The sequence below is a fragment of the Pseudomonas sp. B21-019 genome, from assembly GCF_024749225.1.
Taxonomy (GTDB): Bacteria; Pseudomonadota; Gammaproteobacteria; order Pseudomonadales; family Pseudomonadaceae; genus Aquipseudomonas.
The window spans coordinates 962,131-975,016 of record NZ_CP087193.1; the positions used below are offsets into that span (position 1 = coordinate 962,131).

The 12,886-nt window shown below is 59.8% G+C and carries 12 protein-coding genes; 5 read left to right on the forward strand and 7 right to left on the reverse strand.

Going from position 1 to position 12,886, the window contains the following annotated elements; genetic code table 11:
- Positions 1-26: 26 nt before the first annotated feature.
- The 3 genes from LOY36_RS04215 to LOY36_RS04225 all read right to left on the reverse strand — a co-directional run bounded on the left by LOY36_RS04215 (position 27) and on the right by LOY36_RS04225 (position 3,071).
- Positions 27-968, reverse strand: a complete 942-nt coding sequence (locus tag LOY36_RS04215) for a MerR family transcriptional regulator (RefSeq protein WP_258613129.1) — start codon at positions 966-968, stop codon at positions 27-29.
- A complete protein-coding gene (locus tag LOY36_RS04220) occupies positions 968-1,930 on the reverse strand; it encodes a DUF523 and DUF1722 domain-containing protein (RefSeq protein ID WP_019651158.1) in 963 nt (320 codons plus the stop codon). Before LOY36_RS04220 ends, LOY36_RS04215 begins: the two co-directional genes overlap by 1 nt.
- Positions 1,931-2,084: 154 nt before the next feature.
- Complete coding sequence (locus LOY36_RS04225) at positions 2,085-3,071, reverse strand: NAD(P)/FAD-dependent oxidoreductase (protein ID WP_019582382.1); 987 nt, start codon at positions 3,069-3,071, stop codon at positions 2,085-2,087.
- Between the two features lie 196 nt (positions 3,072-3,267).
- Here LOY36_RS04225 and LOY36_RS04230 point away from each other — a divergent pair, with 196 nt between their 5' ends.
- The gene (locus LOY36_RS04230; RefSeq protein WP_026346026.1) at positions 3,268-4,170 is read left to right on the forward strand and encodes a TIGR01777 family oxidoreductase; all 903 of its coding nucleotides are present in this window, start codon (positions 3,268-3,270) and stop codon (positions 4,168-4,170) included.
- Between the two features lie 13 nt (positions 4,171-4,183).
- Positions 4,184-5,206 carry a ferrochelatase gene (gene hemH, locus LOY36_RS04235; RefSeq protein WP_258672380.1) on the forward strand — a complete coding sequence of 341 codons (1,023 nt, stop codon included), beginning with the start codon at positions 4,184-4,186 and terminating at the stop codon, positions 5,204-5,206.
- A gap of 177 nt (positions 5,207-5,383) precedes the next feature.
- On the opposite strand, the gene LOY36_RS04240 is transcribed toward hemH, so the two are convergent.
- Both LOY36_RS04240 and upp read right to left on the reverse strand, forming a co-directional pair.
- Positions 5,384-6,658: a uracil-xanthine permease family protein gene (locus LOY36_RS04240; RefSeq protein ID WP_018929585.1), complete on the reverse strand. Its 1,275-nt coding sequence runs from the start codon at positions 6,656-6,658 to the stop codon at positions 5,384-5,386.
- Between the two features lie 2 nt (positions 6,659-6,660).
- Positions 6,661-7,299, reverse strand: coding sequence for a uracil phosphoribosyltransferase (upp, locus tag LOY36_RS04245; protein WP_007939777.1), 639 nt, complete (start codon positions 7,297-7,299; stop codon positions 6,661-6,663).
- 176 nt (positions 7,300-7,475) lie between these two features.
- Between upp and LOY36_RS04250 the strand changes: the two genes are divergently transcribed.
- On the forward strand, positions 7,476-8,033 hold the full coding sequence (locus LOY36_RS04250; protein WP_007939779.1) for a hypoxanthine-guanine phosphoribosyltransferase: 558 nt from the start codon (positions 7,476-7,478) through the stop codon (positions 8,031-8,033).
- Between the two features lie 101 nt (positions 8,034-8,134).
- Here the strand turns inward: LOY36_RS04250 and dauA are convergent, their stop codons facing one another.
- Positions 8,135-9,856 (reverse strand): C4-dicarboxylic acid transporter DauA, encoded by a 1,722-nt coding sequence (dauA, locus tag LOY36_RS04255; RefSeq protein WP_258672381.1) that lies wholly within the window; start codon positions 9,854-9,856, stop codon positions 8,135-8,137.
- A 151-nt stretch (positions 9,857-10,007) separates the two neighbouring features.
- Between dauA and LOY36_RS04260 the strand changes: the two genes are divergently transcribed.
- Both LOY36_RS04260 and LOY36_RS04265 read left to right on the forward strand, forming a co-directional pair.
- Positions 10,008-10,493, forward strand: a complete 486-nt coding sequence (locus LOY36_RS04260; protein ID WP_019651163.1) for a hypothetical protein — start codon at positions 10,008-10,010, stop codon at positions 10,491-10,493.
- Between the two features lie 63 nt (positions 10,494-10,556).
- Positions 10,557-10,844 carry a PA4642 family protein gene (locus LOY36_RS04265; protein WP_019651164.1) on the forward strand — a complete coding sequence of 96 codons (288 nt, stop codon included), beginning with the start codon at positions 10,557-10,559 and terminating at the stop codon, positions 10,842-10,844.
- A gap of 155 nt (positions 10,845-10,999) precedes the next feature.
- On the opposite strand, the gene mqo is transcribed toward LOY36_RS04265, so the two are convergent.
- Positions 11,000-12,508, reverse strand: a complete 1,509-nt coding sequence (gene mqo / locus LOY36_RS04270) for a malate dehydrogenase (quinone) (RefSeq protein ID WP_018929589.1) — start codon at positions 12,506-12,508, stop codon at positions 11,000-11,002.
- Between the last annotated feature and the right edge of the window lie 378 nt (positions 12,509-12,886).

Below are 12,886 nucleotides of genomic sequence, written 5' to 3' on the forward strand. Positions count from 1 at the left end.
CCGTACGATTCATCAAAAAAGCGCCATTAAATGAGCCCGCGCTGTATCAGGTCCAGATGGGCCGATAACGGGTTATCGGCCAGGATCAAATCAGCAATGGCGGTGTTTTTTGCGGACAAATCGGCGTGGTGGATGCACACCGTTGGTCCGGCGATCATTTTTGGGCAACTGACGCCATTCAAAAGTTTCGACAATTTTGCAAGATTCATGGCTTTGCTGGAATACAGCAGGACGCCGCGGGCTTGCAGGTGATCGACCGCCAGCGTCAGTTCGCCGGCCGGGAGTGGCCAGTCGAAAACTTCCACCGGGCAATCGGTGCTGCTGATCAGCCAGGCGGTGAGCCATAGATGAGGTTCCAGAGGCAGGTCCGATTGATTGATCAGCAACAGCGGCGCAGTACGTAACTGGCGGTTGTTGTGGTAAATCCTCGCGCCGAATTTGCTGCGCAACCAGGAATAGACAAACACCCGCTCCATCTGCGCGCCGAACTGACCTTGCCAGCGTTGTTCCAGTTCCGCCAGCCACGGCATCAACAGGTGTTCACACAAGGTGCGTGGCGGATACAGCGCCATCGCCTGGTTTACGGTGTCATCGAGGGTGCGTTCGGCCAGTTGGGTAACGGCTTGTAGCAGTGTCTGGCGCAACACCAGCCAATCGTTTCCGACGGGCTCGGCAAGTACCTGAGGCGTGTCGAGCAGTTGCTTGACCTGACCGACCGCCACGCCGCGATTGAGCCAAGTGAGGATCGTCAGGATGCGTTGAACGTGTTCGGCACAGAACAGCCGATGCCCCTTGGGAGTACGCTGAGGCACGATCAGCCCATAGCGCCGTTCCCAGGCGCGCAAGGTGACGGCGTTGACTCCGGTCTGCCGGGCCACTTCACGGATGGGCAGCCAGCCTGCGTCCAGGGCCTTTTTGAAGTCGGTGCCGAGGTCTTCGCTGGCGCTGGTGTCCGGTGGGGTTTTCATTAGATTGCGTTTCGCAGGCTGAGGTTTTCCGGGTGCGGTTGCAGGTAAACCTGTTGCGCAATGTATGGATCCGGGTGCTGGCGAAAGTAGTGTTTGAGCAACGTCAGCGGTACCACCAGCGGCACGATGCCGTGACGATACTGGCTGATCACATGCTGCACTTCCTGTTTGTCTTCAGTGCTGATGGCCTGTTTGAGATAGCCGCTGAGGTGTTGCAGGACGTTGGTGTGGGTGCGGCGCGTGGCGCATTTTTTCAAGGCCGCCATCAGTTCGCTGAAATAGCGCGGGCCGATGACTTCAGGAGCGGTCCGGCCCATGTTGCCGAGCAGGTTTCCCAGGGTTTTGTATTGCACCGGGTTGTGGGCCATTAACAGGTATTTGTAGCGCGAGTGAAAATCCGTGAGGCCGCGCCGGGTCAGGCCGGTTTGCAGCAACTGCTGCCAGGCGCTGTAGGCGAATACGCGGGTAAGGAAGTTTTCCCGCAGCACCGGATCGTTGAGCCGGCCTTCTTCCTCCACCGGCAAATCGGGATGCAGCGCGCAGAAGGTCCGGGCGTAAATGCCACGGCTACCGCCGTCCACCGGCGCGCCGTTGGCGTGGTAGACCTTGACCCGCTCCAGACCGCACGAAGGGGATTTCTGCATGAAGATATAGCCGCAGATGTCGCCCAGTTCCAAAGCCATTTTCCGAGCATATTCGGCCAGCGGCCGGGTGACGTTGTTTTCAGGATTGACCGTGCCGACCGCCTGCGGATGTTCAGGGTTGCCGACCAGTCGGATCGGTTCGCGAGGGATTCCCAGGCCGATGGCAACTTCCGGGCACACCGGGACGAAATCGAAATAATCGGAAAGGATGCTGCTGCACAGCCGTGACGTCTTGTGCCCGCCGTTATAGCGCACCTCGGCCCCCATCAGGCAGGCGCTGATGGCGATTTTGGGTGGGGTCGCTGATTGTGCAGGCATCGGAGCACCTCGAATCCAGACCTGTACGGATTACTAAATCTGTACAACATCTGCTCAGCATAGATTCAAAGGTGTACAAGTCAATTTTTTTGTATAGGTTTTTTCAGGGCTGCTGTCCGTGTCGACAGCAGCAATGTGCTCGAATCGAGGCGGTTCACTGCAGGTGTTCGTGCAGACGGCGGGCCGCTTCCTGGCCACTGAGCCAGGCGCCTTCGACACGGCCGGACAGGCACCAGTCGCCGCATACATACAAGCCCAGATCAGCATCAGCCAGGGCACCCCACTCATGGCTGCTGGCCGGACGAGCGTAAAGCCAGCGGTGAGCGAGGCTGAAAGTCGGTGCAGGCATGGCGTCGTGCAGCAGTTCGGCAAAGGCACCATGCAATTGCTCGATCACCGCTTCCTTGGACAGATCGATATGTTGCCGGCTCCAGGCGCTGGTGGCGTGCAGCACCCACGTGTCGAGGGTGTTGTCGCGTCCCGGTTTGCTACGATTGCGCGCCAGCCAGTCGAGGGGGCTGTCCTGCACGAAGCAGCCTTCGATCGGGGTATCCAGTGGCGTGTCGAAAGCCAGGGCGACCGCCCAGGTCGGCTCCATTTTTACCCCGGCGGCGGCCCCGGCGAGTTTCGGCGCGGCGGGCAGCAGCGCGGTCGCCTGAGGGGCTGGCGTGGCAATCACCACATGACTGAACGGCCCGTGGGTGAAGCCTTCGGCGTCTTGCAGATGCCAGTGCTCTTCACCGCGATAGACCTCGGTGATCCGGCAGCTGAACTGCACTTCCAGGTCACCGAGCAGCGCACGGGTGATGGCGCTCATGCGCGGCGTGCCAACCCAGCGTGTCTGTTCGTCCGGCGAGGGGCTGAGTTGGCCGCCGTGGTAGGTATAGAGCTGCGGTGTCCACACGGCAACCCAACCGTTGGCTTGCCAGCGCTGGACTTCGGTAACGAAGCGACGGTCGCGGGCAGTGAAATATTGCGCGCCCATGTCCAGAGCACCCGCATCGCTGCGCTTGCTTGACATGCGTCCGCCACTGCCGCGGCTTTTATCGAACAGATGAACGACATGCCCGGCCTCCGTAAGGGCCTGGGCGGCTGAGAGTCCGGCGATGCCGGTGCCGATGATTGCGATAGGTACAGTCATAGGGGCCTCGTTTGCCTTTCTGTACAGACTACGCCGTGGTTCAAACCTGTACAATATTGTTTTTTGGTATAACTTTTAGCGTTCTCGTTCTGAGAGCTTGGCCTATTGTTAAACACAGAACCTGCCCGATACCAAAGATCCCTGCTTATAAAAATAGACTAGTGATCCGGGTAAAACGCCACGCGAGGAAGATGTCATGCACATATTGCTGACCGGCGGTACTGGTTTGATAGGACGTCAGCTCTGCCGACACTGGTTGAGTCAGGGACATCACCTCACGGTCTGGAGTCGCACGCCCGCTAAAGTCGCCAAAATCTGCGGCACTCAGGTACGGGGAATCGCACGGCTTGAGGATTTTGGGCCAGAACCGGTGGATGCAATTGTCAACCTTGCGGGGGCGCCGATCGCCGATCGGCTCTGGACCCACAAACGCAAAGCGCTGTTGTGGAGTAGCCGGATCACCCTGACTGAAACCCTGTTGGCCTGGCTCGAAAGTCGGGAGCAGAAACCGCAGGTGCTGATCTCCGGCTCAGCGATCGGTTGGTACGGCGACGGCGGCGAGCGGGAGTTGACTGAGCAATCGCCACCGGTCATCGATGATTTCGCCAGCCAGTTGTGCATCGCCTGGGAAGAAACCGCGCAACGTGCCGAGGCCTTGGGCATTCGCGTGGTTCTCATCCGTACCGGGTTGGTGTTGTCCGCCGAGGGCGGCTTTTTGTCGCGGCTGTTGTTGCCGTTCAAGCTGGGGCTGGGCGGGCCGATCGGCAGCGGTCGGCAGTGGATGTCGTGGATTCATATCGAAGATCAAATCGCCCTGATTGATTTTCTTCTGCATCGTAATGGGGCCAGCGGTCCCTATAATGCCTGCGCGCCCAAACCGGTGCGCAATCGCGAGTTCGCCAAAACGTTGGGTGACGTGTTGCATCGTCCCGCGTTCATGCCCATGCCGACTCTCGTCTTGAAGGTCGGCCTGGGCGAGTTGTCATTGTTGTTGCTGGGGGGGCAGAAGGCGATGCCGGCTCGCTTGCTGGAAGCGGGTTTCACTTTCCGGTTCACTGATTTGCGCGCGGCATTGGACGATCTGTCCGGCCGCCTCTGAAATAGGACGTTGCATGACCGATCACGCGTTGCTTCTGGTCAACCTGGGTTCACCTGCCTCCACCTCGGTGGCGGATGTGCGCAGTTACCTCAATCAATTTCTGATGGACCCGTACGTGATCGACCTGCCTTGGCCGGTGCGGCGTTTGCTGGTGTCGTTGATTCTGATCAAGCGCCCGGAACAATCGGCTCACGCTTACGCGTCGATCTGGTGGGAGGAGGGCTCGCCACTGGTGGTGCTCAGCCGTCGCCTGCAGCAGGCCATGACCCGGCAGTGGACTCACGGGCCTGTTGAGCTGGCGATGCGGTACGGCGAGCCGTCCATTGAGTCCGCGCTGCTGCGGCTGGCTGCCCAGGGGCATAAGAAAGTGACCCTGGCACCGCTCTATCCGCAATTCGCCGACAGCACCGTGACCACGGTGATCGAAGAAGCCAAGCGCGTGGTGCGCGACAAAAAGCTCGACATGCAGTTCTCGGTTCTTCAGCCGTTCTACGATCAACCGGAATACCTCGATGCGTTGGTGGCTAGTGTCAGGCCTTATCTGCAACAGGATTTCGATCATCTGCTGCTGAGCTTCCACGGTTTGCCGGAACGTCACCTGAAAAAGCTCAATCCCGGGCACAGCTTCGAGGGTGGCGGCGATTGCTGCGCCGGTGCGCCACCGGAAGTGGTCGCGACCTGCTACCGCGGTCAGTGCCTGCGCACGGCCGCAGAGTTTGCCAAGCGTGTGGGCCTACCGGACGGCAAGTGGTCGGTATCGTTTCAGTCGCGTCTGGGTCGGGCCAAGTGGATAGAACCCTACACTGAAGCTCGCCTCGACGAGTTGGCCAAAAGCGGCGTGAAGAAAGTCCTGGTGATGTGCCCGGCGTTCGTTGCCGATTGCATCGAGACGCTGGAGGAGATCGGTGATCGCGGGAAGGAGCAATTCCGCGAGGCGGGAGGGGAGGAGTTGGTGCTGGTGCCTTGCCTCAACGATGAGCCACAGTGGGCGCGGGCGCTGAGCGCCTTGTGCGAAAGGGCGCCATTGGTTTTGTAGGAGCATACATTGAAGTGAAGGCGGGCTGGTTGTGGCGAGGGAGCTCGCTCCCGCTGGGTCGCGAAGCGGCCCCAAAATCTTTGCAGTCAATGAAGATTTTGTGAGTGCTGCGCACTGGTGCGCCAGCCCGGTCAAGCGGGAGCAAGCTCCCTCGCCACAGGGGATTGAGTCGCCTGCTTACAACAGCGGCTCATCCGCCTTCTTGTGCTTCCAGCTGTCATTGCCCGGCAGCAACAGGTTCAGTGCAATCGCCACCACCGCGCACAGCGCGATGCCTTTGAGGCCGAAATCGTTCTGGCCGGTACCGGTGCCGACCAGCATGCCGCCAATCCCGAACACCAGCGTCACCGAGACAATTACCAGGTTGCGTGCTTCGCCCAGGTCGATCTTGTGGCGGATCATGGTGTTCATGCCCACCGCGGCAATCGAACCGAACAACAGGCAGAGAATCCCGCCCATCACTGGCACCGGGATGCTTTGCAGCAGCGCGCCGAATTTGCCGATGAACGCCAGGCTGATGGCGAAGATCGCCGCCCAGGTCATGATTTTCGGGTTGTAGTTCTTGGTCAGCATCACCGCACCAGTCACTTCGGCGTAAGTGGTGTTGGGTGGGCCGCCGAACAGACCGGCCGCGGTGGTGGCAATGCCATCGCCGAGCAGGGTGCGGTGCAGACCGGGCTTTTTCAGGTAGTCGCGACCGGTCACGCTACCCACGGCAATCACGCCACCGATGTGCTCGATGGCCGGGGCCAGGGCCACCGGAACGATGAACAGAATCGCCTGCCAGTTGAATTCCGGCGCGGTGAAGTGTGGAATCGCGAACCACGGTGCCACGGCAATCTTCGCGGTATCGACCACGCCGAAATAAAACGCCATGGCAAAACCCACCAGCACACCGGAGATAATCGGCACCAGGCGGAAAATACCTCTGCCGAACACCGCGACGATCAGGGTGGTCAGCAGCGCCGGCATCGAAATCATCATCGCCGTTTGGTAATGAATCAGCTCAGTGCCGTCGCCCGCCTTGCCCATCGCCATGTTGGCGGCAATCGGCGCCATGGCCAGGCCGATGGAGATGATCACCGGGCCAATCACCACCGGAGGCAGCAAACGGTCGATAAACCCGGTGCCTTTGATCTTCACCGCAAGGCCGAGGAAGGTGTAGACGAACCCGGCCGCCATCACACCGCCCATGGTCGCCGCCAGGCCAAATTGGCCCTTGGCGAGAATGATCGGGGTGATGAAGGCGAAGCTCGACGCCAGGAACACCGGCACCTGACGCCCGGTGACGATCTGGAACAGGATCGTCCCTAAGCCTGCGGTGAACAGCGCCACGTTCGGATCGAGGCCGGTAATCAGCGGCATCAACACCAGGGCGCCGAAGGCCACGAACAGCATCTGCGCGCCGGACAGTACCGTGCGCCAGAGCGGATCGTTGAACTCTTGCTGCATGGTCACGCGTCCTTCTGCTTGGTGCCGAAGATCTTGTCACCGGCATCGCCCAAGCCTGGGATGATGTAACCGTGTTCGTTCAGTTTCTGGTCAATGGAAGCGGTGTAGATGGTCACGTCCGGGTGAGCCTTCTCCACTGCGGCGATACCTTCGGGAGCGGCCACCAGGACCATCGCGCGGATGTCCTTGCAGCCGGCCTTCTTCAGCAAATCGATGGTGGCGACCATCGAGCCGCCGGTGGCCAGCATCGGGTCGATGATCATCGCCAGGCGCTCGTCGATTTCCGGCACCAGTTTTTCCAGATAGGTGTGGGCTTCGAGGGTTTCCTCGTTACGGGCCACGCCCACGGCGCTGACTTTGGCGCCCGGGATCAGGCTCAGCACGCCTTCGAGCATGCCGATACCGGCACGCAGGATCGGCACCACGGTAATTTTCTTGCCGGCGATTTTCTCCACCGACACCGTGCCGCACCAGCCTTCGATGTCGTAGCTTTCCAGCGGCAGGTCTTTGGTGGCTTCATAGGTCAGCAGGGCGCCGACTTCCTGAGCGAGCTCACGGAAATTCTTCGTGCTGATGTCGGCGCGGCGCATAAGGCCAAGTTTATGACGGATCAGCGGATGGCGGATCTCACGGATGGGCATGGGGAAAGGCTCCGGCGGCGGGCAAAAAAACCGGCCTAGATTAATCTATCCGAGGGTGTTGTCCTATAGACATACAGTACGTTAGTCCACAAACGCTTGATCTGGCCGTGCGGGATGCGTACCTTTGCCCGCTTTTCCGAATCCGTCCCTCCCCCTCAAACCCCTTGGAGAGCGCCATGTCCGCTGATCTCGAGCATATCCGTCAAATCATGCGAGAGGCTGACTGCCTGTACACCGAAGCTGAAGTCGAGGCGGCCATCGCCCGCGTCGGTGCACATATCAACGAACAACTGGCTGAAAGCAATCCGGTGGTGTTCTGTGTGATGAACGGCGGCCTGATTTTCGCCGGCAAGCTGCTCACCCATCTGCAATTCCCGCTGGAAGCGTCCTACCTGCACGCCACCCGCTATCGCAACGAAACCAGCGGCGGCGAGCTGTTCTGGAAAGCCAAGCCGGAAGTTTCGTTCATCGACCGTGACGTGCTGATCATCGACGACATCCTCGACGAAGGTCACACCCTGGGCGCGATCATCGATTTCTGCAAACACGCCGGCGCCCGCAAAGTGCACACCGCCGTGCTGATCGACAAGGACCACGACCGCAAGGCTCGCCCGGACCTGAAGGCCGATTTCGTCGGCCTGCCGTGCATTGACCGTTACATCTTCGGTTATGGCATGGACTACAAAGGCTACTGGCGTAACGCCAACGGGATTTTTGCCGTTAAAGGCCTGTAAGCAGGGTGACTGTCTGGGGGCGGCTTCAGCCGCCAGACACGTTGATGCTTGAAGGCAGATCTCCCATCCGAATGCGTGCGCAGTTCGCTTGAACCGCGCGTTCAGTCCTGCCCGACGAGCCAGCATTCACTTTTGCGTCGAGCCTGTTCCAGGTTGTTCACGTAAGCCAACTGACGCTGCTCCCGATGGATGCCCGCGCGCCTGAGTTTCAGGCGCACGCGCGCAGCCGTCCCGACCAGAATCAGGCCGATGCCGTCGGTGCGGTAATCCCTGAGGATATTGTCGAAGGCTGCCAACGCCGTCATGTCCAGCATGGACACGGCACTCATCTCGACAATTACCACTTTGACCTCCGGGCTGAATTTGCGCAGCACGCCCAGGGCTTTTTCCGCCGCACCGAAAAACAACGGCCCGCGTATCGCATAGCAACGAACATGCTCCGGCAAATCCTGTAAGGCTTGATGGAACTCTCGAGGCAGTTCGGCGGTGTCCGTGAGGTCGCTCATGCGCTTGACGAACAACCCGGCGGCCAGCAACAGCCCTACGGCAACGGCGAGCACCATGTCGAACAGCACTGTCAGGCTCAGGCAGGTCAGCAAGACCAACACATCGCTGCGTGGTGCGATGCGCAAGGTGTGCACGACATGCCGGGCCTCGCTCATGTTCCACGCCACCATCACAAGCAATGCTGCCAGTGCGGCCATCGGCAAGTAGCTGAACAGCGGGGCGAGGGCGAGTATCGCCAGCAGCACCACCGCACTGTGGATAATTGCCGCCAATGGCGAAAACGCCCCGCTGCGTACGTTGGTGGCGCTGCGGGCAATCGCCGCGGTGGCGGTAATACCGCCGAACAACGGTGCGACCAGGTTACCAATGCCTTGACCCAGGAGTTCGGCGTTGGGGTCATGTTTGCTGCCCGTCATGCCATCGGCCACCACCGCGCACAACAGCGATTCGATGGCACCGAGCATGGCAATGGCGAACGCTGGCGCCATTAATTGGCGGATCAGGTCATAAGACAAATGCAGCGGCTGACCATTGGGCCCCGGCAAATTCCACGGCCAGTCGAAGCTCGGCAGAAACGGCGGAATGCCGGGGTGGCTGACGCCGTCGACGATATAGCTGAAGCGCTCGCCCAGCGTCGCAATCGGTAACCCGCCGCTTTCCAGCGCCAGCCCCAACATTGCGCCGACGGCCAGCGCCACCAGATGCCCCGGAACCCTTGGCACAAACCGCGGCCAGACGATCAGAACTGCCAGGCACATGACACCGATGATCCCGTCCCCCAGACGGGCGCTGGGCAATGCCTGGAGCAGCGCACCTAATTGCTCGATGTAATGTTCGGCATGCCCGGTGGTACTCAGGCCCAGCAAATCCTTTAGTTGGAGTGTGGCGATGACAATGCCGATCCCGGCGGTAAAGCCCAGGGTCACCGGATAAGGAATGTACTGAATCAGCCGCCCGGCCCGAATCAGCCCCAAGGCAATCAGGATTGCCCCTGCGAGCATGGTGCAAAGCAGCAGGCCACCCAGGCCATATTGTTGGGTGATCGGCAGCAGTATCACCACGAACGCGGCTGTCGGCCCGCTGACATTGAAACGCGAGCCTCCCGTCAGGGCGATCAGCGGGGCCGCGATCAGCACCGTATACAAACCTTGCTGGGGCGCTACTCCCACCGCAATCGCCAGGGCCATGGCCAGGGGAATGGCGATAATCCCTACCGTCACCCCGGCACTGATGTCGCCGCGCAATCGTCTGAGGCTATAACCTGCACGCAGGGTTTGACGCCAGGCGGCGAATAACGGGGGGATGGAGAATGGCATAGGAACTCCACAGTAGACGGCACGCCGTCGAGATAGGGCTGAAGGCTCTTTCAGTATGCCCAGCGTTGTCTTTGAGAGTATTGATCTGGATCGGTTATTCGCCCGATTGATCATCATGCTAGAGTGCTCGGCCTCGTCCCTGGAGCCTGTCATGAGTCTTTTGATCCGCAGCTGCGCCGCCCTGATGTTGGTCTTCAGCCTACCCCTGGCCGCTGCCCCGGCACCGATGCACGTGCAGTTTTTACCCCCGGACGACCTGACCCTGCGTGAAGCCGAACCCGAACAGCAACAACTGTTGCAGGTCACCGAGTATTCGGTGGTCCTCGGCAGCCAGCGTCAGTCAAACCAACAACCGATCCCGGTCACCTCACCGTTGCTGATCCGCCTCAAGGGCAAACCCTTGAACAAGGGCGCGACCATCAGCCAGGTGCTGGTCAACTTCGATGGTGAAAGCAAAAGCCTGAAAAAGCCGATCTACGACAACAAAAGCAAAACCCTGACCCTCTATTACCCGCTGGCCCAGTACCGCGTGGTGATCGACTTGCTGCGCAACGACACGGTGTATTGCCAGTTTCTGAGTTACGCCAACGGCCATATCTGGGCCGATCTGCACACCGGTAGCGTTCGTCCGCGTTGAGCCCGGCATCAAGGCAGGGGTAAACTGCCCGCCCTGTGAAATGTCTGCGAGCTGGAGTCGGCAATGCGTAAAGATAAGAAGCAAGTGATTGGTGACGAGATCGGCGATGCGCAGATCAAACTGTTCCTCGATTTCGAGCCGGTCGACGCCACTTCACCGTCGTTGCACAAACTGATCAAGGCGTACCGCGGCCTGCGCATCGATGACTTCGAGCGTTTTCTGACGTTCTTTGTCGAAGCCGGCTACGATCTGGACGGCAAGGATGAGCACGGCAATAACTTCGTGGCCCTGATCCAGGATCAGCGCAACGCGGCCGAGTACATCGAGCTGATCGAAAAAGCTCGCGGTTAAGATCAAAAGATCGCAGCCTCGCTTCGCTCGACAGCTCCTACAGGTGTAGCAATCCATTTGTAGGAGCTGTCGAGCGAAGCGAGGCTGCGATCCTTTAACGGCATAAAAAAACGCCCCGCCCTCAATGAGGACGGGGCGTTTTTTATGCGGCTGAATCAAGCGTAGCTTTGGGTTTCGCTGCTTGCTTCAACCAGTTCCAGTGCGACGTTGTTCTGCGCATTGATCTTGCGATACAGCGCAGCGTCGGTTTCCAGGACTTTCTCCCGAGCCGGGAAGATTTCCGCCAGTTTGGCAGCCCACTCGCCCTTGGCCTTGTTCGGGAAGCATTTCTCGATCAATTCCAGCATGATCGACACGGTCACCGAGGCGCCTGGCGAGGCGCCGAGCAGAGCGGCAAGGGAACCGTCCTTGGCCGCGACCAGTTCGGTACCGAACTGCAGAACGCCGCCTTTCTTCGGGTCTTTCTTGATGATCTGCACCCGTTGGCCGGCCACTTCCAGGCGCCAGTCTTCGGCTTTCGCTTCAGGGTAGAAGCGACGCAGGGATTCCAGGCGCTGCTCCATCGACTGCATCACTTCGCTGACCAGATACTTGGTCAGGTCCATGTTGTTTTTGGCCACGGCCAGCATTGGACCGATGTTGCCGGCGCGGACCGACATCGGCAGGTCCATGAACGAACCGTGCTTGAGGAACTTGGTGGTGAAACCGGCATAAGGTCCGAACAGCAGGGACTTTTTGCCATCGACCACACGGGTGTCCAGGTGCGGCACGGACATTGGTGGCGAACCGACCGCGGCCTGGCTGTAGACCTTGGCCTGGTGGTGCTTGACCACTTCCGGGTTGTCGCAACGCAGCCACTGGCCGCTGATCGGGAAGCCGCCGAAGCCTTTGCTTTCTTCGATGCCCGACGCTTGCAGCAGCGGCAGTGCCGCGCCGCCGGCGCCAAGGAAGACGAATTTGGCGTCGACTTCGCGGGTATTGCCGCTGTTGACGTCCTTGATGCTGACGGTCCAGCCGCCGTTGTTACGCTTCAGGCCGGTGACGCGCTTGCAGTACTTGACCTGGGCATCGGGCGCGCTGGTCAGGTGCTTGAGCAGTTGGTTGGTCAGGGCGCCGAAGTTGACGTCGGTGCCGTTCATCACGCGGGTGGCGGCGAGGACCTCGTCAGCCGGACGGCCCGGCATCATCAGCGGCATCCACTCGGCCATCTTGGCTTTGTCTTCGGTGTATTCCATGTCCGAGAAGGCATGGTGCTTGCTCAGGGTCTTGAAGCGTTCCTTGAGGAAGGACACGCCATTCTCACCCTGCACGAAGCTCAGGTGCGGCACCGGGCTGATGAACGATTTGCACGAACCGAAGGTGCCTTTCTTGGTCAGGTAGGACCAGAACTGCTTCGACACCTCGAACTGGGTGTTGATGTGCACGGCTTTCTTGATGTCGACGGTGCCGTCAGCGGCCTGCGGCGTGTAGTTCAGCTCACACAGCCCGGCGTGACCGGTACCGGCGTTGTTCCACGGATTGGAACTCTCCGCGGCACCGGAATCCATCAGCTCGACGACTTCCAGCTTGATCGCGGGGTCGAGCTCTTTGAGCAGTACCGCAAGGGTGGCACTCATGATGCCGGCCCCAACCAGTACTACGTCGACTGCTTCGTTATGCGCCATTTAACGCGTCTCCAAAATCTGCAGCACCAAATTGTCGGCATAGCTGCCAGGAGTGACGGGGCGTGTCAGTGATGCCCCAGGTACCCATGGCCAGGATCGCCATGTCCGAATCTTCGCAATTTTTCGCAACTTCGACGGATGCATGCGGCCTGGCTTCAAGAGTCACATGAACTCATTTCGGCGCGCGGCTGGCAATTCGACTTATGGTCGAGACATCCGTTTGTGCAACCAAATCCGTAGCGGACAGGCTTCAGGCTCCGGTGTTCGAGGAGTACTCGGTCCTGTGTCGTTGGGCTGTTGTAGACGCTAATGGTGCATGTTCAGACGCAAAACTATTCATTTGCTCGCCACACTCTTGTGAAGTTGTGAAAACCCGTT